The 20,667-nt window shown below is 70.1% G+C and carries 20 protein-coding genes; 1 reads left to right on the forward strand and 19 read right to left on the reverse strand.

The genetic code is table 11. The features are described from left to right. Positions 1-636: 636 nt before the first annotated feature. From LAJ19_RS04300 to LAJ19_RS04335, 9 genes are all read right to left on the reverse strand, one after another. Positions 637-1,224: a QcrA and Rieske domain-containing protein gene (locus tag LAJ19_RS04300; protein WP_225477072.1), complete on the reverse strand. Its 588-nt coding sequence runs from the start codon at positions 1,222-1,224 to the stop codon at positions 637-639. Then, positions 1,221-2,255: a c-type cytochrome gene (locus LAJ19_RS04305; protein WP_225477073.1), complete on the reverse strand. Its 1,035-nt coding sequence runs from the start codon at positions 2,253-2,255 to the stop codon at positions 1,221-1,223. Before LAJ19_RS04305 ends, LAJ19_RS04300 begins: the two co-directional genes overlap by 4 nt. Positions 2,256-2,275: 20 nt before the next feature. Then, positions 2,276-2,752 (reverse strand): cytochrome c-type biogenesis protein, encoded by a 477-nt coding sequence (locus LAJ19_RS04310; RefSeq protein ID WP_225477074.1) that lies wholly within the window; start codon positions 2,750-2,752, stop codon positions 2,276-2,278. Next, positions 2,749-3,330 carry a TlpA family protein disulfide reductase gene (locus LAJ19_RS04315; RefSeq protein ID WP_225477075.1) on the reverse strand — a complete coding sequence of 194 codons (582 nt, stop codon included), beginning with the start codon at positions 3,328-3,330 and terminating at the stop codon, positions 2,749-2,751. Before LAJ19_RS04315 ends, LAJ19_RS04310 begins: the two co-directional genes overlap by 4 nt. Positions 3,331-3,362: 32 nt before the next feature. Continuing rightward, positions 3,363-5,336, reverse strand: a complete 1,974-nt coding sequence (locus LAJ19_RS04320; RefSeq protein WP_225477076.1) for a heme lyase CcmF/NrfE family subunit — start codon at positions 5,334-5,336, stop codon at positions 3,363-3,365. 49 nt (positions 5,337-5,385) lie between these two features. Continuing rightward, on the reverse strand, positions 5,386-5,850 hold the full coding sequence (gene ccmE, locus LAJ19_RS04325; protein WP_225477077.1) for a cytochrome c maturation protein CcmE: 465 nt from the start codon (positions 5,848-5,850) through the stop codon (positions 5,386-5,388). Beyond that, entirely contained in the window at positions 5,847-5,978 is a 132-nt protein-coding gene (locus tag LAJ19_RS21660) for a hypothetical protein (protein WP_255639843.1), read from the reverse strand. The genes ccmE and LAJ19_RS21660 overlap by 4 nt, the downstream gene beginning before the upstream one ends. Further along, positions 5,971-6,687, reverse strand: a complete 717-nt coding sequence (ccsA, locus tag LAJ19_RS04330; protein ID WP_225477078.1) for a cytochrome c biogenesis protein CcsA — start codon at positions 6,685-6,687, stop codon at positions 5,971-5,973. Before ccsA ends, LAJ19_RS21660 begins: the two co-directional genes overlap by 8 nt. 720 nt (positions 6,688-7,407) lie before the next feature. Beyond that, the gene (locus tag LAJ19_RS04335; RefSeq protein ID WP_225477079.1) at positions 7,408-9,207 is read right to left on the reverse strand and encodes a S8 family serine peptidase; all 1,800 of its coding nucleotides are present in this window, start codon (positions 9,205-9,207) and stop codon (positions 7,408-7,410) included. A gap of 194 nt (positions 9,208-9,401) precedes the next feature. Here LAJ19_RS04335 and LAJ19_RS04340 point away from each other — a divergent pair, with 194 nt between their 5' ends. Then, a complete protein-coding gene (locus LAJ19_RS04340; protein WP_225477080.1) occupies positions 9,402-11,876 on the forward strand; it encodes a tetratricopeptide repeat protein in 2,475 nt (824 codons plus the stop codon). Between the two features lie 10 nt (positions 11,877-11,886). Here LAJ19_RS04340 and LAJ19_RS04345 read toward each other — a convergent pair whose 3' ends face one another. The 10 genes from LAJ19_RS04345 to LAJ19_RS04390 all read right to left on the reverse strand — a co-directional run bounded on the left by LAJ19_RS04345 (position 11,887) and on the right by LAJ19_RS04390 (position 20,651). Beyond that, positions 11,887-12,603, reverse strand: coding sequence for a heme exporter protein CcmB (locus LAJ19_RS04345; RefSeq protein ID WP_225477081.1), 717 nt, complete (start codon positions 12,601-12,603; stop codon positions 11,887-11,889). Beyond that, positions 12,600-13,259 carry an ABC transporter ATP-binding protein gene (locus LAJ19_RS04350; RefSeq protein WP_225477082.1) on the reverse strand — a complete coding sequence of 220 codons (660 nt, stop codon included), beginning with the start codon at positions 13,257-13,259 and terminating at the stop codon, positions 12,600-12,602. Before LAJ19_RS04350 ends, LAJ19_RS04345 begins: the two co-directional genes overlap by 4 nt. Further along, a complete protein-coding gene (locus tag LAJ19_RS04355; RefSeq protein WP_225477083.1) occupies positions 13,244-13,969 on the reverse strand; it encodes a cytochrome c biogenesis CcdA family protein in 726 nt (241 codons plus the stop codon). The genes LAJ19_RS04350 and LAJ19_RS04355 overlap by 16 nt, the downstream gene beginning before the upstream one ends. A 173-nt stretch (positions 13,970-14,142) precedes the next feature. Next, positions 14,143-14,526, reverse strand: coding sequence for a hypothetical protein (locus tag LAJ19_RS04360; RefSeq protein WP_349774827.1), 384 nt, complete (start codon positions 14,524-14,526; stop codon positions 14,143-14,145). A 77-nt stretch (positions 14,527-14,603) separates the two neighbouring features. After that, positions 14,604-16,964: a transglycosylase domain-containing protein gene (locus LAJ19_RS04365; protein WP_225477084.1), complete on the reverse strand. Its 2,361-nt coding sequence runs from the start codon at positions 16,962-16,964 to the stop codon at positions 14,604-14,606. Between the two features lie 28 nt (positions 16,965-16,992). Continuing rightward, the gene (locus LAJ19_RS04370) at positions 16,993-17,379 is read right to left on the reverse strand and encodes a response regulator (protein WP_225477085.1); all 387 of its coding nucleotides are present in this window, start codon (positions 17,377-17,379) and stop codon (positions 16,993-16,995) included. A gap of 42 nt (positions 17,380-17,421) precedes the next feature. Beyond that, entirely contained in the window at positions 17,422-18,498 is a 1,077-nt protein-coding gene (locus LAJ19_RS04375; RefSeq protein ID WP_225477086.1) for a GGDEF domain-containing protein, read from the reverse strand. A 113-nt stretch (positions 18,499-18,611) separates the two neighbouring features. Beyond that, positions 18,612-19,223 carry a thymidine kinase gene (locus LAJ19_RS04380; RefSeq protein ID WP_225477087.1) on the reverse strand — a complete coding sequence of 204 codons (612 nt, stop codon included), beginning with the start codon at positions 19,221-19,223 and terminating at the stop codon, positions 18,612-18,614. A 90-nt stretch (positions 19,224-19,313) separates the two neighbouring features. Continuing rightward, entirely contained in the window at positions 19,314-19,532 is a 219-nt protein-coding gene (gene rpmE, locus LAJ19_RS04385) for a 50S ribosomal protein L31 (RefSeq protein WP_225477088.1), read from the reverse strand. Positions 19,533-19,628: 96 nt separating this feature from the next. Then, positions 19,629-20,651 (reverse strand): ADP-ribosylglycohydrolase family protein, encoded by a 1,023-nt coding sequence (locus LAJ19_RS04390; RefSeq protein ID WP_225477089.1) that lies wholly within the window; start codon positions 20,649-20,651, stop codon positions 19,629-19,631. Between the last annotated feature and the right edge of the window lie 16 nt (positions 20,652-20,667).

The raw sequence follows: 20,667 nt of genomic DNA on the forward strand, positions 1-20,667 counted from the left end.
GTGAAGGCTGCACCGTGCCGACTACGTTGAGCCTTCGGCAGTCCGGCCCGGTTTCCTGTGGCTGGCCCCCCTGAACTGCGACAGTGCGAACGCCAATGTGGCCCTGCCCGCCTCGAAAACTGGCGGGCGTCACCGCGTGCCCCTCACCTGCTCGTGGCGCTGGCGGGCCACGGCAGGTGGGTCAAGAGGCTCCTGGCCATTGACGGGTGTCGCCTCTTCCTGGCTCAGGCTCGCCTCATCGGCGTCTGCGGGCGTGAGATAGGCTGTGGCTCCACATGAAACACCTGTTGAGGGCTCTGATGCTTGTCTTCCTGACCCTGGGAAATGCAAAAGGGACGTCCGGGGGCGACCGGCTTGAAGGTTGGACCCCTCATGTTGCACGAACGGCCTGCATGAGTCTGGCAAATGTCGCCATTCGGCGAGCCACGAGCATCACGGTGGTCTTTACGCGACCAGCTCAGTTTCGTGCCGGTGCCTGGACGCTTACGGGGGTTGTACGCCTCGAAGGTGCCCCAAAGGGGCTGACGCATGCCCCCTTCACTTGTCGGTTCACACCGACTTCAGATGTCTTTGAAGTGGTCCCGGTCAGCAGCACCATGGGGGCATAGGTGGCCACTACGCCCTGGCCGACGTGCCCTACCCGCCCAGCGGCGGGGCCGGTTCGATACCGGTGGCCCACACGCCGTCCCCCCGCATTTCCAGCCGTACCCGCGGCAGCGGCCCGTTTGCCTTTCCGAAGACGGCCTGTCCGGCTCGCAGGGGATCGAACACCGAATAGTGGCAGCGGCAACCCAGCTGCGGGTGCTGCTCGTCTGCCGGCGGGCGGTAGTTAAAGGCGAAGGCCAGCACTTCCGGGTCCCGGACCAGATTCACGCTGCACCCCAGGTGCGTGCAGACCCGTGAGAACGCCGCGAGGTGAACGTCCCCGGCGGTCAGTCCCCCTGGAACGGCGCGTGGGACCCGCATGACCGTGCAGGGCCGCCCGGCGTACGTGAACGTCCGTTCGCTCCAGGCATCGCGCAGGGCCGCCAGGTCGGCCACGTGCTGCGGCGCGGCAGTCTGGAACTGCGCCTCACCAGGCTGGCGCTTGCCGTAGGTGACGCGCGTGGCGTACCAGCCCATGTACCCGAACGCGCCGGCCGTACCTGCCACGGGCAGCAGCCACCAGCGGTCCAGCAGGGCCCGCCGGGTGACGCGCCGCGTGGACTGACCGTTTCCGGTCACGGGCGGGCCGCGCCCTGCTGCCAGCCTTCGAGGACAGTGAGCAGCGCCGCCAGTTCCGTGCCCTTCAGATTGGGGTAGGCGGGCATGGCGCCCTTCCCCTGCGTGATGACCTGCGTCAGGGCCTCGCGTGACAGCGTGGAGGCCCGCAGGCTGGGGCCAATTCCGCCGGCGCCGCTCGGCCCGTGACAGGAGGCGCACCTGGCGGCGTACACCCGCAGGCCCGGAGTGCTCTTGTTCTGACGGGCGCGAATGGCGGTGATCAGGTCGTCCGCGTCGCGGCCACGGGGGTCCAGGGTGCGGTAGCGTTCCAGCGCGGTGAGCGCCGCCTGCTGCTCCCCGAACCGGGCAAGCGCGAACCCCAGCAGCAGTTGAGACTCGGGCTCGTCCGGGGCCAGCTGCGCGGCTGTGCGGATCAGCAGGGCCGCCCGCTGCGCGTCCTCGGCGCTGGGCACCTGCCCGGTCTGCTCACCCCGCGTGAGCAGCAGAATGCCGAGGCGCCGCAGCGCCTCCGGCTGCCGCGGATTGAGTTTCAGCGCGTTGCCGTACGCGGTGACGGCCTGATCGTACTGCGAGGAGTCGAACGCCGCGCGGCCCCAGTTCATGTACGCCGCGCTGCTGCCGGACCGTTCCGCCTGCGCTTTCAGGGCCGGGAGCCGCAGCGTGGCCTGCACGTCCTCCGCTTCCCCCCGGTCCAGGCTGGCCAGTTGCCAGCGGGGCACGAAGGTCAGGGCGCCCACCACGGTCAGCAGCGCGGCGCCGCCCAGCAGGGTCAGGGCCAGCGTGCGTGTCTGCCGGGCCGGGCGCGGCGCGGGAGGCAGGGCGTCGAGCGCGCGCAGGGTCAGCGCCGCGCGCCGCTCCAAGTCCGGCCGGCGCGTCTCGTCCGTCAGGGCGGCGAGGTCCGCGTACAGCCGGGCCCGTTCGGTTTCCAGCCGGGCCCGTTCGGTCGCGTCCGGGTCCGGCGGCGTGCCGCCTCTGAGGGGTTCCGTGACCAGCCACACGCAGGCCAGCAGCACCAGAACGAGCAGAAGCACGTTCAGTAGCGTGGCCGCGTTCACCCTTCACCCCGGCCGCGCGTGTCGCGCTGCACCTGCGCCAGGAACGGGTCGAACGCGCCGTCCTCAGTGGCAGGGTCAGGGGTGGAGGGCGCGGCGCGGCCCCGCCGGAGGAACGCCCACAGCGCCCCGCCCCCCACGGCCAGGGCTGCCAGGGGGGCCCCCCACAGCAGGAGGTTCCGGCCCTTCTTGGGCGGGTCGAGCAGCACGAAATTTCCGTACCGCTGCGCGAAGTACACGTAGATGTCCGTGTCGGTCCGCCCGGCGGCAATCTGTTCACGTACCGAGTCACGCATCTTTACGCTGATGGTGCTGCGCGAGTCCGCGATGGATTCCCCGGTGTCGCACAGCGGACAGCGAAGGTTCTTCTCAATCGCCAGGGCCCGCGCCTCCTGCGCGCCACTCAGGGGGGGCGCCGCGAGGGCCGGGCCCAGCAGGGTCAGGCTCAGCGCCAGTGGCAGCAGCGCGCGCCTCATAGGCCGGGCACGCCGATCCTTGCGAGCCCCACGTTCATCTTCTCGCGGGTCAGGCCACCCCGGTCCATGTGCTGCACCACGCCGTTGCGGTCGATGAACACTGTTTCCGGAATGCCCGACACGCCGTAGTTCACGCCGGTGTTGATCCCGGGGTCCTTCAGGTTCGGGTAGGCCAGCGCGTACTCCTGGATGAACTTCCGGGCGTTGTTCTCGCTGGTCTCCTGAAACAGGATGCCCACCACGGCCAGCCCGCCCTGGGCGTCCTGCCGCTCACTGAGTTCCCGGAACATGGGCGCTTCCTCCCGGCAGGGTTCGCACCAGGAGGCCCAGAAGTTCACCACCACAGGCCGGCCCTTCAGGCTGGCCAGACTGAGTGTCGTGCCGTCCAGACTGTCCAGAGTGAAGTCCGGCGCGGCCTTTCCGATCAGGGGGCCGCCTGTCTGGTTGTTGCTGGCCGGGGTGCGCAGCGCGACCGCCAGCACGGCCACGAGCACGAAGGCCACGGCGGGAGGCAGCAGCCGGCGCCACGCGGGCGCCGCCTGAGAAGCACGCGGGGCAGGGGAGGGGGAATCGGTCATGAGCAGTCTCCAGAGGTACAGGACAGGGTCTTTCAGTCGGTGGCCGGCGCCAGGCGGGCTGGGACAGGCCTCGCGGCGCGCTGCGGGCTGACGAGCGTGAACGCTGCGCCGGCGCAGATGATCAGCGTGCCCCACCACAGCCACGCCACCAGCGGACTTTCGATCAGGCGCACGCTGGCCCACTGCCCCTTGGGATCCACGTTGGTCAGGACCAGGTACGTGTCGCCGGTCAGACCGTAGCGGACCGCGGGGGCCGGGAAGGCCGTGTTGCCGCCCTGAACGTACGTGTTCAGGCGCGCCCGGAACGGCTGGCCGTCGATCAGGACGCTCGCCACGACCGAACGGCCGTCCCGGCGGTCCACGGAGGCCAGCTGGGTGAGCTGCAACTCCTCATTGAGCAGGTGCGCGGGGCGGTTGAGGTTCAGCGTGACCTGCGCGTCCCGGCGGTACGTGCCGCTGAACGCCAGGCCCAGCGCCACCACGACCAGCCCCGCGTGTGCGAGGTACGCGCCGTACCGGCGCGGCTGCGCGCGCAGGGTGCGGCCCAGCCCGCCTGCCTGCCCGGCGGCGCGCAGCGTCAGCAGCGCCAGGCCCAGCAGGTTGTACGCACTCAGCGCCAGGGTGCCCAGCACGCCAGCGTGCCGCACGCCAAGTGCCAGCGCCACCAGCGCCGTGACCGCCCCGGCGGCCACCAGGGGCAGCAACGCGCGCCACAGGGTCTGTCCCTGCGCGCGGCGCCACGGCAGCAGCGGGCCTACGCCCATCAGCAGCAGCAGGCCCAGGCCCAGCGGCAGCGCGAACGCGGTGTAGAACGCCGGCCCGACGCTGGCGTCCCGGCGGCCCTGAACGGCTTCCACGATGGTGGGAAACAGGGTGCCGACCAGCACCATCACCGCGAACACCAGAAACAGCCAGTTGCCGGCCAGGAACGCTGCCTCGCGGCTGAGCGGCGCGGGCGGGTCCGCGTCGTCCCGCAGGTGGGGTGCGCGCCACGCGGCCAGCAGCGTCCCGCCCAGCAGCAGGAACGCCAGGAATCCCAGGAACACCGGGCCCACCGGCCCACCCGCGAAGGCATGCACGCTCTGCACGATTCCGCTGCGGTTCAGGAAGGTGCCCAGCACCGTGCTCGCGTACGCCAGCACGATCAGCCACACGTTCCACGCGCGCATGAGACCGCGGCGTTCCTGAATCTGAATGGAATGCAGGAACGCGGTGGTTAGCAGCCACGGAATGAACGACGCGTTCTCCACCGGGTCCCACGCCCAGTAGCCGCCCCAGCCGAGCGTCTCGTAACTCCACCAGCCGCCGGCCACGATCGCGGCCGTCAGGAACGTCCAGGCGACCAGCGTCCAGCGGCGCGTCACCACCACCCAGTGGTCCGACAGGCGCCCGGTGACCAGCGCCGCGCAGGCGTACGCGAACGGCACGCTCAGCCCCACGAACCCCAGGTACAGCAGCACCGGGTGGACCGCCATCATCCAGTGGTTCTGCAGCGCCGGGTTCGGGCCGCGCCCGTCGGTCAGCACCGACGCGACCGGCGTGAACGGCGACGCCACCGTCGCGCACACCCCCACGAAGAACAGCAGGCTGACGAACATGGCGCTCAGCGCCCAGGGGCGAAGGGCGTCCCGGCGCAGCGTCAGGCTCAGCACGAACGTGAACCCCGCCAGCAGCCACGCCCACAGCAGGATGCTGCCCTCCAGCGCGCCCCACAGCCCCGTAACCTTCACCCAGGTGGGCGAGGCGCGCATGGAGTGCGCCGCCACGTACCGCACCGTGAAGTCATCCCGCAACAAGGCCGCCATGAGCACCAGCGCTGCCAGCGACACCAGCGCGAACACCGCCCAGGTGGCCCGCCGGGCCGCTTCAGTCACGCGGGCATCACCGCGCGCGCCGCCGAGTAACGCCAGCAGCAGCCCCGCCACGCTGAACAGCAGCGCGCCCAGCAGACTCAGCTGCCCCAGCGCGCCCGCCGCGCTGGAGGAAAACGAGATCAGGTTCAGCACATTCACCTCTTGCCCGCCGCTTCAGCCGGGCGCTGTGGCCACCAGGACCTCACTCCGCGGTCTTGAGCATGTCCTTGAGCTCCGCCTGCGTCCGGGGCACGTTGTACTCCTCGGAGTGCTTCACGACCAGGTCAGTGGCCTGGAAGGTAGTGCCGTGAAACTCACCGCGCACCACCACGCCCTGGTTCTCCTTGAACAGGTCGCTGACCGCCCCGTGGTACTGCACCGGGAAACTCGCGCCGCCGTCAGTTACCGTGAACTGAAGTTTCAGGGTCTGCGGGTCGTACGTCGCGCCTTTCACCAGTCCGCCGATCCGCACGGGCCGCCCCTCGAGCTGCCCGCGCTGCTGCGCATACTCGGTGGGCGTCACGAAGTACTCCAGGCTCCTGTTCAGGTTCCCGAACGCAATGGTGGCGGTCAGGCCCACCAGGGCCGCCACGCCCAGCACCACCGGCAGCGGACTGCGCCGCCGGCGGCGCGCCTGTCCCAGCGGGGCCGGCGACGGAGCGGTCAACGCGGCGCCTCCGCCGCCTGCTCATCGCGCAGACCCCGCAGGCGCGCCCACAGCCAGGCCAGGTACCCGAACAGCACCCCGAAGGAGGCCACGTACGTCAGCAACACGTACCAGAAGTACTTATCCACGGGCAGCCTCCACGCGCGCCGCGGGCGCGCCTTCCATCAGTTCACGTTCCTCGCGCGCCTCTTCCCGCGCTGCCAGCACGCCCCGCACCCGCAGCAGGTAGAAGTACAGCAGCGTGAACGCCAGCGTGGCGATCAGCAGCACCCACCCGTAGATGGGCGCCGCGTCAAAGCGCAGCTTGCCCAGCAGTTTCAACGTCTGCGTCTGGTGAACGCCCCGCCACCACTCCACGGCCATGTAGTTCACCGGGACGTACAGCGTCCCCACGATCCCCACCACGGCCGACACGCGCGCGCGGCGCTCCGGGTCGTCAATCAGGGTGCGGATCAGCAGGTACCCGCCGTACACCACCAGGCTCAGCGCTGTGGTGGTCAGCCGCGCGTCCCAGACCCAGTACGTGCCCCAGGTGGGTTTCGCCCACAGCATGCCACCCACGATGGTCGCCACCGTGAACAGCAGCCCGATCTCCCCGCTGGCCATCGCCAGGCGGTCCCAGTGGCGGCGGCGCTGAATCAGGTACAGCAGCCCGAACAGTCCCGTTCCGCCGTACGCGAGGTAACTGAGCCACGCGGTGGGCACGTGCACGAACATCAGCCGGACCAGCGACCCCTGGTTGAGGTCCAGCGGCGCACTCAGGCCCAGCCCCACCGCCACCAGCAGCGTGAGCAGGGTGGCCGCGCCCAGCACGGTCGTCGTGAGATCTCTTTTCATATCGCTCCCTATTGTGCCTTCCGGCCGCGCCGCGCACCGTGAGCGTGGCCCTGCCCGGACGGATCATCTGCCCGCGCAGCATCGCGTTTCTGCCCGCTGGGGACAAGTGCGAGTGTCCCCGCGCTGCGCCGCTGGGCGGCCGCTCAACGGCGCAGGCATCCCCATGACCCCAACGGCCGCGGTGTCCGGCCGGGCAAGTGCGCTCTCCAGTGGACGGCTTCACCCGGCCAGGATGGGCCACCCGATAAGCACAAAGACGCCTGAAGATCCTGCCCGGCCAGACAGGACGCCCGGCAGGCCAGCCGACACGCACCCATCACCAGGCTGCTCCCCACCTGGGTTCCGCCATGCTGTCACCTCGACGGGCACGTTCCGGGCGTTCAGTAACCCGATCAGGCACGCCGGTAAGCGCAATCGCTCCATGATCCGCCCGTGCGTGTGGCCGGCAGTTCTCCGGTCAGTGGGGCGTCGTATCGCGCGACCATAGGCTGGGCAGCCTGAGCTTGGAACGGCAGCTTCTGCGCTGCGCAGCCCGCCGGGGGCCCGACTGCGTGGGGGGCAGGAACGGTGAATCGGGGGGGCCATCCGCTGGGCACGCCCGAACCCACGAGCGGCGGTTCTGAGGGCCGCGCGCCTGGCTCTGGCCGCAGCGCAGCTGTTAATGGGGCACGCGCAGGGCCGCCCAGGGAGACACTCCCTGGGCGGCCCTCACGCTGCGCGTTACTGCTTGACGATCTGATCAACCTGCGCGCTGCCGGTGTAGGTGGTGGGCGTGTTCAGGTATCCCTTGAGCACCACGCGCCAGTTCCCCGCGACGGGTTTGGGAATACTGACGGCCTCGCCCGTGCTGGTCCCCTGCGCGCTGGAGCCCACCAGCTGGCCCGCCGGGTTGTAGACCTCCAGGTCCAGGTCCAGCGCCGGGTTCCCCCACTCGGTGCTGACGCGCAGCGCGCTGGCTCCAGCAGGCACATTCAGGATGTGGGTGTCCTGGGCGTTCTGCACGCAGTCCACCGTGGGAGCGCACACGGCGGTCTGCACCGTGCCGCTCCAGCTGGGCAGGTTGGTGGTTTTCACGGTGTAGCGCGTGGGGTTGAGTTTCACAGCCTCGCGCACCGCCGCGTCGGCGTTCACGTACCCGTACCCGACCTCCCACTCCTCGCGTTTCTTCACGACCACCTGGGCCGGATCGAACCCGTTCGTGGCGCTGGCCACGTAGTACATGGCGCGGCTGGTTCTGCTGAAGATATCCAGCACGCCGTCCAGGTTCAGTTTCGGGTTGGCTTCCAGCATCAGGGCCACGACGCCGCTGATGTGAGGGGTGGCCATGCTCGTCCCGCTGATGGTCGAGTAGCGGGGGTTGTCCGCGTCGGGTGTGGTCACCACGCCGGTCAGGGCGCGTGCGGCGCTGATCTTCACGCCCGGGGCAGTGATATCGGGGTGGACCAGGGCGTCACCGGCGCGGCCGCGGCTGCTGAAGGACGCCAGGTAGCCCTGCTTGTCGCCCGCAGCGACGCTGATCACGCAGGGGCTCGCGGAGTACGGGTTGAGGGTGTTGGCCCCGGGGCCTTCGTTGCCGGCGGCGAACACGACCACCATGCCGGCGTCGTAGGCGCGTTTGGCAGCGATGCTGATCGGGTTGTACGGCGCGAACTCGCCGCTGCTGCCCCAGGAGTTGCTGATCACGCGCACGTTGTACGTTTCGCGGATCTCGGGCTTCATCAGGTAGTCGAAGCCCTGCAGGGCGTACAGGATGCTCAGGCCGTCCCCGGCCCCCACGCCCACCAGGGTGGCGCCTGGGGCCACCCCGCGGCGCATGCGCGGACTGCCGGCCGAGGCCTCACCGCTGCCACCGATGGTGCTCGCCACGTGCGTGCCGTGACCGCTGGTGGTGTCGGTGTCCTGGAGGTCCACGTACAGGTAGCCGCCTGCAGGAGAGCTGGTGAGCGGGCCCGCGAGCTTCACGTTCTTCGCAATATGGTCCAGGTCCGGATGCGTGCCGTCCACACCCGAGTCGATGATGCCCACCCCGATGCCCTTGCCGCTCACGCTGTACGTGCTCCGCGCGGTGTCGGCCCCGATGAACTTCACGCTTTCGGCCAGCTTGTAGCTCAGCGGCGCGTCCTGGTAGATGGAGGCCAGGCCGCCCAGTGTGCTCTTGAGCGTGCTCACCAGTTCAGGGGTGATCAGGGTGTCCACGGCGACGATCGGCAGGTTCTCAAAGGCGCCCAGCCCCTTGCCGAGGTCGACGTCCAGGTTGGAGTCCATCCAGGTGATGGCGCGGCCCTTGCTGGTGTCATCCAGGAAGGTGAGGATCAGGGTGCCCACCTGGCCGTAGCGCATGCTGCTGTCCACCTGCACTTCACTGGGGGCGGTGGCGTACAGCGCCGAGCAGGCCGAGAGGGTGGTGGCCTGCGCGCCGAGCTTGCCCTGGGCTGCGGGCGTGGCGCCCTGAGGGGTGCTCTGGCCACAGGCGGCGAGAAGGACGGTCAGACCCATGGCAATGGTGGAGACGTGTTTCATCGGTAACTCCTTGAATAGGGTGGGAACGGGAACGTGAACCTATTCCAGCAGCCGACCCTCAAAAAAAACACAAAGGAAGGCAAAGGCCGCCCCCATCCGGGCGGGTTCCTGCGAAGCATGAAGAGTACATCAAGACACTCCTTTCTTTCATGCGGAGGATGAGGGTTGTCCCGCCCCCGACCTATACTGCGCACGTGACCGACCTGCCTCGCCGCCTGCTGCTCCTGCTGGACGCAGAACAGCGCGGCGTGACCGCCCCCGTCGGTGTGGGCCTGAATGTGAACGCCCTGCGCCGCTGGGCCCAGGCGCGGCAGTGGCAGGTCACCACCCTGCCGCCTGCGCCCGGCGACACCAGCTGGTTGTGGTGTCCTGCGCGCCGCAGTGACCTGCTCCGGTTGCCCCCGGAGCAGGGGGGCACGCTGGTGCTGGCCGACACGGACCTGCTGCTTGACGAGGAGGACTGGGCGGCCGCCCTGCCCGGACAGACGGCCGAGCAGTCCGCGCGCTCCCACCACGCCACGCGCGGCTGGCCGGCGGCGCTTCCCCTGGCCCGCCTGTACCCGGACGGGGCGCACCTGCACCTCCACCCGCAGGCGGCGGCCCTGCTGGGCCCACTCCTGCCGCCTGAGGACCTGAGAGCCTCAGCGCAGCGTCTGGCGACTGCCCACACGGTCACGCCCCAGGTGGCCCGCACGTTGGACGTTCCCCCCGACACCCTTCACGACCTGCAGGACGGCGGCTGGCTGTGGCCGGAACCGCACGGCTGGTCCTTCCCACCCTTCTTGCGGGACCTGCTGTGCCCTCATCCTGACCCGGACCTCGCCCAGAAGGCCGCGCAGACGCTGGAGGACGAGGGCCTGCCCGACGCGGCCCTGCACACCCTGGCGCGCGCCGCCCTGTGGGGCGCGTACCTGCAGCTGCTGACCCTCACTGCCCGCGCCAGCCAGCGCGAGGACGCCCTGCGCGCCGCGCTGCGGCCCCTCCCGGACCGCTGGCGCCGCGAACCCCAGGCGGCGTACCTTGCCGGACTGCTGGCCCGCGCCGCGGGAGACCTGGACAGCGCTGAAGCGCTGTACACCCGCTCGCTGACCGGCCTGCACGATCACGGCGCCGCGCTGGCGCACAATGCCCGCGGCGTGGTGCGCGCCATGCAGGGCGACGCCGAGGCTGCACTGAACGACTTCCAGCAGGCCGCGCAGACAGGCGGCCTGACAGGCGGGGAAGCCAGCCAGAACCGCGCCACCCTCCTGATTCAGCTGGGCCGTCACGCCGACGCGGAGCACAGCCTGCACCGCGCCGCCGCGGCCTTCCGCGAGGCGGGTGACCCGGAACGCGAGGCCCGCAGTCTCCAGAGCCTGGGCACCCTGCACTTCGGGCGCGGCCAGCTGCGCGAGGCGCTCGAAGCGTACCGCCGCGCGCTGCACCTGCGCCCCAACCCGCAGATGCAGGCCCTCACGCACCTGAACATCGCCGAGTGCCACCTGTATCTCGGAGAGTTCGATCAGGCGCACCGGCACATGCAGGACGTGCAGGAACTGCACAGCCGGGACCCCCACCCGCCCACCGCCGGGTGGCTGAGCCGGCTGCAGGCCCTGACGCTGCTGCTGAACGGCGAACCCGCGCAGGCCCTCACCGTCCTGCGCGGCGTGCGCACCGATGACCGCAGCCTGCAGGCCGAGGCGGCCCTCCTGCGCGCCCAGGCGCTGCGTGAACTGCGCGACCCGGCGGCCGCCCGCACCGCCCTGGAGGAAGCGCGGTCCCTGGGCCTGCGCGCGCAGCTGGAAAGCGCCACCCTGAACGGTGAGTCCCTGGACGCCCTGATCGATGAGGCCCGGCAGGAAGAGGCGCGTCTGGAACTCGTGGCCGCACTGCTGCGCCGCGCCCGGCCAGACGACCTGACCGAGGCGCTGAACCTGATCCGCACGTACGGGTACCTGAGCCTGCTGAACAGTCCGGTGGCGGTGCCTCTCGCCGCGCTCGCCAGCGACCAGGCCACCCGTGAGCTGTTTCCGCTGCGGATTCAGACCGTGGGGCCGCTACGCTTCACGCATGCCGGGCGGCAGGTGCAGCTCACGGACTTCCCCACGCGCAAAAGTGCGGCGCTGCTCGTGGCGCTGGCCCTGTCTGACCACCCCCAGCCGCGCGAGCCACTGGCGGAACGCTTCTGGCCCGGCGCGAAGAACCCACTTGCGAGTCTGCAGACCGCCGTGTACCACCTGCGCTCCACCTTCGGCGTTCCCATGATCGGCACGGAACGCGGCATGCTGTCCCTGCTGTTCCCGGTGCGCAGCGACCTTGACGACCTGCGCCGCGCGGTTACGCAGCAGGACACCGAAGGCCTCGCGCACCTGCTGCGCCCCCTGACCGCCCCTCTGAGCGTGCTGCCGGACCTCCCGGCGGAACTGTCCGAGGAGCGCGCGCAGGCCGAGCGGCTGCTGCACGACGCGCTGCGCGCCCACGCCGCCGCGCAGCCCAACGCGGACACCCGCCGGCGCGACGCGTTGCGCCTGCTGGTCACCAGTGACCCCCTGGACATCGACAGCCGTGAGGACCTCATCCGGTGGCACGAGCAGCGTGGCGAAACCGAACTGGCCGAGCAGGAACGCCGCCTGCTGCGCGACGCCCTGCGCAGCCTCGGGCTGCACAGCGGCGAGCCCGGCGGTCCGTAGCGTCCGGCCGCTACCCTTCAACCGCTGCGGGGAACAGCAGGGTCGCCAGGATCACGGTGCCCAGGTCAAACGCCGTGAGGAACGTCAGCCACGTGCTTACCTCCGGCCCCCAGCCTTCGGCGAGCAGCAGCGCCGTGGCCTTGACGGTCGCAATGACGGCTGGCACCAGAATCGGGAACGCCAGGGCGGGCAGCAGCGCTTCACGCGCCCGCAGGTTCACGGTGATACTGCCGTAGAAGGTCGTGCCCGCCGCGAAGCCCAGCACGCCCAGGAGGGTGGTCAGCGCCAGCCCTGCCCACGGCGTGGGCGGCGGGCACGCCCCGACACAACTTGCCCCGACCGCCCCGAACAGCACCAGACCGGTCGGGACGGTCAGGGCCGCGACCAGCAGCAGGGGCGGCAGCACGCCCAGCAGTTTGCCCAGGTACAGCGCGCCATGCGGTCCCGGGTACGCCAGCAACTGCTCCAGCGCGCCCGCTTCCTGCTCCTGCGCGAACGCCCGCTGCGCCCCCACGGCGGCGGCCAGCGCGAGCGCCGTCCAGACCGACCCGGCGGCCAGGGCGGCGGTCTGCGTGCTGCTGCGCCCGCTGCCGCTGAGGGCCAGCCCCAGCACCAGCAGCACCAGCCCCGCAAAGAATGAGGTGGCAAGCAGCGTGTCACGGGTGCGCCCGGACACGCGCAGGTCCTTGGCCGCGACCGTCAGACTGAGCCGCACGGCCTCGGTCACGCCGACTCCTCGCGCAACTGGCCGCCCGCCAGGCGCAGGGTTCGGGGGGCAACAGCCCGGGCCAGGGCCGGCTCGTGTGCGGCGATCACCAGCGCGCAGCCCTGCGCCCGGAGTTCCCCCAGCAGGTCCTGCACGAGCGCGCGGCCGGCGTCATCCAGATTCGCGAACGGCTCGTCCACCAGCGTGACGGGCCGGGCGAGCAGGTGGGCCCGCGCCAGCGCCAGCCGCTTGCGCATCCCGGCCGACAGGAAACGCGCCCGGCGCGCTGCAGCGGCGTCCAGCCCCACGCGCCGCAGCGCGCCGGGCACGTCGCCCGGCTGCCCATGCATGCGCAGCGCGAACTGCAGGTTCTCCTCGCAGGTCAGGTCCGGGTACAGACCGCCGTCCACAGGCATCAGGTGCACAGCGTCGCGCACGGCGCGGCCGTCGCGCAGGTCAAACCCCAGGACCCGGCCCTCGCCGCGTGCGGGTCTCAGCCCGGCACTCAGTAACCTCAGGAGCGTCGTCTTCCCGGCCCCATTCTCTCCGAGGAGGGTGGCGCCCTGCCCGCCCGGGAGGTCCAGCGTCACGCCGCGCAGCACCACCTCGCGCCCCAGCCGCAGCCACACGTCCCGCAGCTGCACGGCGAACACCGGCGCGCTCACAGCCTCAGCCACTCGGGCATGATGCCAAAAAAGAACGTTGCCAGGCGCGTGAACTGACCGGTCAGCATCATCAGGCCCACCACGACCAGCAGCGCCCCACCCACCTTCTCGAAGGTTCCTGCGTAGCGGTTCAGGCGGCGCAGATTCACGCGGTGCCACAGCGCGGCGGCCAGCAGGAACGGCACGCTCAGGCCCAGCGTGTACGCGGCGAGCAGCGTCACTCCGCTGCCCAGACTGGCGCTGCTGGCCGCGAGGCTCAACACGCTGCCCAGCGTGGGCCCCAGGCACGGACTCCACCCGAAGGCAAACGCGGCGCCCAGGGCCACCGGACCGTACCCACCGGCGTTCGCCAGGGCGCGCGTGTCGCGCATCAGGAACGGCAGGCGGATCAGGCCCAGCATCACCAGGCCGAAAAACAGAATCAGGACGGCCGACACCTGTCCCAGCAGAGCCTTGTGCGGCGCGATCAGCGCGCCCAGGCTGCTGGCCGTGGCCCCCAGGGCAATGAACACCAGCCCGAACCCCAGAATGAACCCCAGCGCCCGCGACCAGGGCCGCCGCTCTCCGCCCAGCACGCCCAGGTAACTGGGCACCAGCGGCAGCACGCACGGGCTCAGGAAGGACACCAGCCCCGCCAAGAACGCCACAGTCAGGTTGGGAGACGCCACGGTCACGCGGCCCTGCCCGCCCCACCCGGAACGGCACGCCACCACAGCAGGCATGAACGGCGTTGCTGGCGGGGCGGTTGCGCCCCAGGCCCGCACCGGTGCAGGAACGAAACAGGCGAAAGGTGCATCATGCCCGGCAGTCTAGCGGGCGCCCCTCAGGCCGCCTGTCCCGCCGGCCGCTGCCCGGCCCTCCGGCCACTGTCCGGTGAACGTTCCCTCCCAGGCGTTCATGATCCGGCCGTCCTGAACGAGCAGCACGGTCGGGTACGCCCCCACCCGCAGGCGGCGCGCGAAGGTCGTGGCGTCCTGCCCCCCCAGGCCTGCACGCCCGCCGGCGCAGGGGAGGGAACGCCTTCGGCATTCACGGCCCGCACGGGCAGGCCCGCCGCGAGCACCGCCTGCCACAACTCCCCCAGGTCCCCGCAGTCATGGCTGTACACCACCACCACCTCCTGCGCCGCGGCCGCCCAGGGGTGCTGGGGAAGCAGTTCCCCCAGGCGCACCCGCGCCTGCGCCGTGGAGACGCCCAGGGTCAGGAGCAGGGTCAGCAGCGGTGCGCGGCGCAGGAAAGTCATGCCCGCCATCATGCCCGCCCGCAGCGCACGCTGCATGACGTCCCAGTGAGAAGCGGTACCTCACAGGAAAACCTCCGCCGAAGCGGAGGTCAAGAGGTCCGGCGCTGGGGAACTCAGCGCGTGGCGGGAGCCGGCACGCCCTGCGCGGCGCCGCTCTGGCCACGCGCGGCTTTCAGGGCGGCCGGGTCCGGCGTCTCGTCCTTCAGCGGCACCGGCGACTCGTCCGGGGCGTAGCCCGGCAGATCTTCCAGCTGCACGCGGCGCTGCACAATGTTCTCGGGCGGCGTGAACTCCGTGGCCAGGCGGTTGGTCGTGCGGTCCAGGCTGACCATCAGCGTGTCCGGGTCGTCCGCAGGCCGGAACGTGGTTTCGCGGTACTGCACGGGCGGCGGCGCGTCCGACTGGACGTCTGTATTCGCGGCGTCGCGGTAGTTGCGGTCCAGCACCGCCACCTTCACCTCGGGCAGGAACTGCTGGTCCGGGGCGTCCACGTACTGAATGCCGGGCGGTTCGCTGAACTGCCGCATCACCTGACCCTCATGCGCGAGTTCCATCATGCGCCGCCAGATCGGTGCGTTCACGTACCCGGAGTAGTAGTAGGTGGGCATCTCGCCCCCCTGCTGCCTGCCGACCCACACGGCGCCGGTGTACAGCGGCGTGGTGCCCACGAACCAGAAGTCCTTCGGACCGTTACTCGTTCCGGTCTTCCCGGCCACAGGCCACTCCCCGAACTTCGCGCGGCTGGCCAGGCCACCCTGCCGTTCACTCAGGTCATTCACGACGCCGCGGATCATGTCCAGGCCCAGCCACGCGATCTGCGGCGTCCAGACCCGCCGGGGCCGCAGAGGTTCACTGTTCACGTCGTAGAGAACCGCGCCGCGTGCGTCGGTTACACGGGTGATATAGCGCGGCTCGCGGTACAGGCCGCCGTTCACAAAAGGCGCGTACGCCGCCGCCATCTTCACCGGGGTGGTTTCCACGGCGCCCAGGGCCGCAGCCAGGCCGGTCCCGTCGTTCGTCTGCAGGTCCAGCTGCCGGATCTTCCCGAAGAAGGTCTGCAGGCCAATCCGGTCAGCAAGGCGCACCGTGACGAGGTTCAGGGAGCGGTCCAGCGCCTCACGGATGGTCATGTCGCGGTAGGTGGTGGCACCCTCGAAGTTCTTCGGTTCGTACACGCCGTTTTTGCAGCCTGTGCAGGGAAACGACACCGGCCGGTCCTCCTCACGGTGCGTCTGGTCCAGTCCGGTGGACAGCGCCGTGGTGTACAGCAGCGGCTTGATGGTCGAACCGATCTGACGCTGACCCTGCGCGGCGTTGTTCCAGTCCGCCGGGGGTTCAGTGCCCCGCAGCTTCTGGCCGATCATGCCCAGCACCTCCCCGGTGTAGGGGTTGATGATGGTCGCGCCCAACGTGGCGCCCGGCGGCAGCCCGCTGGCTTCACGGCTGGCCGTTTCCACCGCCGTCTGCACCTTGGGGTCCAGCGTGGTGTACACGCGCAGGCCGCCGGAGCCGTACACCGCGTCCCGCCCGAAGCGGCGCACGAGTTCCTGCTCCACCTGCCGCGTGAAGTGCGGCGCGCGGGTGGTGACGACCGCCTTGAGTTCCTTCTGCGTCTCGTCCACCAGGTCCGCCCGGGTGACGTTGCCGCTGGCGTCGTACGAGATTCTCCAGCCGCGCGGCTGGAGTTTCTCCCGCCACGCGGCGTCCATCTGCGCCTGCGTGATCCAGCCGTCCTCGACCATGCGGGTCAGCAGCACGCGCATCAGGGGCCGCACCTCCTGGTAGCGGAAGTACCGGCCGGCGTTCGGCACCAGGGTCGTCAGGTACGCACTCTGCGCCAGGGTCAGGTTCTTCGGGGTGGTCCGGAAGTACGCCTGCGCCGCCGAGTAGATGCCGTACAGTTCCACGGGTCCGCCGTCACCCCAGTAGATGGTATTGAGGTAGTTCTGCAGGATCTCGGATTTCGTGAACGACCGCTCGACCTGCACGCTCAGGATCCATTCCTTGAACTTGCGGTCCGGGGTGCGGGCCTGCTGGTACTCGTCGAGCAGCAACGTGTTCTTCACCAGCTGGTTGGTGAGGGTACTGCCACCCTGCACGCTGTCCCCTCGGGCCACACGCTGCACCTGCCGGCCCAGGCCGTAGGGGTCCAGGCCGTAATGCTCGAAGAACCGGCGGTCCTCGTTGCTGATCAGCGCGGCCGTCATGAAGGGCGTGATCTCGTCCAGCGTCACGATGGTGCGGCTGATCGCCTGGTCGCCCACCCTGGGAATCAGCGCGCCCAGCGGGGTGTTGTCCCGCGCGAAGATGCGTGTCTCCGAGCCCAGCGACCGGGTCAGGTTATCCAGTTCCCGGTAGTCCGGAAGTTCACGTCCCCACTTCACGGCGTACGTGGCCGCCACGCCCAGGCCCGCCACGAGGGTCGCCAGGATGAACGACGTCAGGAATTTCAGAAAACGGACGATGTAGATCACAGCGTCCACCCGCAGAAGGATTGAGTGTTCAACGCCGCCGCGCCTCAATCAGCTGGTTCACGCGCCCGCGCAGGTTCTTGCCGGACAGCGGCTTGTACACAATGTCGTCCGCGCCGACCAGTTTCGCGTGATCGCGTGTCTGGTCGTCGTCGAAGCCGGTCAGCAGCAGCACCGGGCTGTCGCGCAGCCGTTTGATGCGCTTGACCCGTGAGCAGATCTCGAACCCGTCCATGTGAGGCATTTTTACGTCCAGCAGCATTGCGTCCGGCGTGTGCTCCCGCAGGTAGTCCAGCGCCTGCTTGCCATCCGGAACAGCCACAATTTCGTGCCCGTCTGCCGACAGAATGACCTCCAGCATGGTCCGGATGGCCGGTTCGTCGTCTGCGACGAGAATGGTATACGCCATGCCGCCCATGATAGTGCAGAGCGGCCAGAACGCGCCGCCGCTTCCCGCCGCCTACCCGATCTGGGTGCGCCGCAGGTCCGCGAGGTGCACGTCATTGCGCCCCTGCTCCTTCACGCGGTACATCGCGAGATCCGCGCGCTGCACCACGGTCTCCGGGTCCTCTCCGGCAGTGGCGGTCGCCACGCCGAAGCACGCCGTGACGCCGTTCACCGTGCCGTACCGGTGATGGCGCAGTTCGGCGCGCAGCTGATCCAGCATGGGCCGCAGGTGCTTGTCGCGCTGTTCCGGCAGGATCAGCAGGAATTCCTCTCCGCCCCAGCGGGCCGCAAGACTGCCGGGCGGCAGGTGCCGCTGCGTGATCTGCGCCACGCCCCGCAGCACCAGGTCGCCCATGGCGTGCCCGTGCATGTCGTTCACGCGTTTGAAGTGATCTAGGTCAAAGAGAATCAGGGTGAACGTTTCCTGCATCCGCGTGAGCTGCGCCAGGCGCTCCTCCGCCGCCCGCCGGTTGGCCAGCCCGGTCAGCGCGTCGGTGAAGGCCGCGGCGTGCGCCGCCTGCAGTTGCGCGCGCTGCACGCCCAGCGTGCCCTGCATGACGGTCAGGACCGCGCCCATCAGCAGGAACTGCGCGCACGGACCTACGAGGTGCGCGCGGGCTTCCGGCGGCACGGTGAACAGCATGTGATACGTGCACAGCAGCGCCGCTAGGACCAGCACGGCCCCAGCAGCGCGCGTCGCTTCGCGCGGTTCATACACCAGGAAGGCCGAGACGTAGATCACGGCAAACCAGTACGTGTTCTCCATCAGCGCTTCCGACGTCGGACGCAGCACCGAGAACTGATGCCCGAGCGCCATCAGCAGGTAGGCGGCCGTGGCCATGAACGTCACCCGCACCGCAGTCTGAATTGTGACGCGGCCCCACAGCAGCAGCCCCTGAAGCAGCAGCAGCACCCCCACCAGGACCGGCAGGGCCCACGCGTCCAGCGGGTCCAGGTGCGGCAGCTGTGATGCCAGCGCCACCGTGCACGCCGCCACCCCCAGAACCACGAGCCACGTGAACATGCGACGCTGCCGCGCCTGCCACAGGGCAGGATCGGCGTTCAGGGAGGGCGTTGGCAGGCTTTTCAAGCAGGACACCAGGAAGAAACGCGGTCAGCGCAGGAAGTCAGGGGGTCAGCAAAGCCCCTCAACTATACCCCCTGACCGTACGGCCGGTCGGGTGGACCACCCTCACTGGCGGGTCAGTGGTGCACCTCATGATGCACCCGGCAGCGCGCTTCATAACTCTCCAGCGCCCCCACCAGCACCACCGGATCATCGAACCGGGCAGGCTGTCCCCCGATCAGCCGCTGCGACCGGGTGGCCGGCGCGCCGCACACCGTGCAGATCGCCGTGAGTTTTTCCACGCTCTCCGCGCGGGCCAGCAGCGCCGGCATGAAGCCGAACGGCTCGGCACGGAAATCCAGGTCCAGGCCCGCCAGAATCACACGCACCCCGGCGTCCGCGAGTTCCAGCGCCAGTGGAATGACCGCGGCGTCCAGGAACTGCACCTCATCGATCCCGACTACGTCCGGCAGGCTGTCCCCGCGGGTGCTCAGCAGCGGGGTGTCGCCGCTCAGGTGCGTGCGGATGTCCTGCGCCCCGCGGACCGCCAGGGCCTGCACGGTGCGTCCCGCGTGGCTCGCCACCGCCGTCTCGTGGTACCGGTTGTCGAGCGCCGGCTTGAACACCTGGACGCGCTGCCGGGCAATCACCGCCCGCGTGACCCGGCGGATCAGCTCCTCACTCTTGCCGCTGAACATGGGCCCGACGATGACCTCCAGGTGACCGCCGTGGTAGGGAGACTTCAACACGCCCGGGAGTATCGCAGAACTCAGGCGCGGGGCGGGGCGCACAAAACAACCACCCCGCCTGGAGGGCGGGGTGGGCGCGGCAGGGCCGGCTTATTTCTTCTTGTTGCGGTAGCTGTCACCGAAGCGCTTGTTGAACTTGTCAACGCGGCCCTCGGTGTCCACGAAGCGCTCCTCCCCGGTCCAGAAGGGGTGCACGCCGCTCCAGACATCCACGTGAATTTCGGGTTTGGTGCTCAGGGTCTCCATGACAACCTGACCCTGGTAGATGATCTTGCAAGGAACGACTTTGGGGTGAATGTCTTTCTTCATGGGTGCCTCCTCCGCCACGTCTGCTCCCCAGTGTCCGGGAATGTGCGTAGCGGGCAACCCTCGGAGTATACACCACGCGCGCGCCCGTGTGCAGCCTCAGGCGACCCGGGCGCGCGCCGCACCCAGCAGTTCCGGCAGGTGCGCACCGCACGGCCACTCACGCTCCCAGCCGGGCCACGCGTGCCCCAGCCGCAACCCGGGCAGCAGCTCCGCCGGTACTGGAAAACCACGCGCGCCGACCAGGGCCCCCACCACGCACGCCACCGTGTCACTGTCGTCCCCGCGCAGCACCGCCGGCTCCACGCACGCGAACCAGTGCTCACGGCGGGCGTGCGCGACGGCCGCCTCCAGCGTATCCAGCACGAAGCCGCTCTGCGACGTGATCAGGCCGTCCAGGCCGGAACGGACCCGGGCGCGCACCTGCGCCCGCGCTTCGCGCTCCCGGCCCCGGAACGCCCGGTGGGCGTCCTGCGTGGCCAGACCCAGCACACCGGCTTCGATCAGCGCGCCGCGGGCATCGAACCGTTCCGTGACGACCAGCGCCGCTTCTGCCGCCGCAGCGTACGGCCGCCCGAACGCCAGTTCCTCCATGAACGCCGTGAGAAAGACCGACGCCAGCACGCACCTCGGGTCCGCGTGGGTCAGTGCGGTCAGCACCGCCGACTCGCGCGCCAGGACCTCGCCCCGGAACCCCAGCAGCCACGCCGCTGCCACGCGCATCAGCCCACCGTTCCCGGCGCCGTCAAAACCGCCGCGTGCCCACGCCAGGGCGCCGCCGTCCAGCCGTTCGGGTTCCGTGAACGTGATCCGCAGCGCCTGCCTCGTGAGCCCGCCCACGTCGGGGGGCGCGGCGGCCAGCCACGCCCGGAACGCCGCCAGCACCCCCGCGTGCCCGTCACCCCCGGCCACGCCCTGAAGGGTCGCCACAACCATCTGGCTGTCATCCGTCGCTTCGCCCGGCGCAAACCCGAACACGCTGCCCGGCTGGTACGCCCGGAAGGTTGACCCGAACCGCGCAGCAACCGCCTCCGGCGTCCGGAATTCCGTCGGCGCGCCGAGCGCGTCGGCCGCGCACAGCGACAGCAGCGTGTTCAGTGCTTCTCCCCGCTCGTTACTCATGCGCTGATGTTGGCAC

It is taken from the genome of Deinococcus taeanensis, from assembly GCF_020229735.1.
In the GTDB taxonomy this organism is placed as follows: domain Bacteria; phylum Deinococcota; class Deinococci; order Deinococcales; family Deinococcaceae; genus Deinococcus; species Deinococcus taeanensis.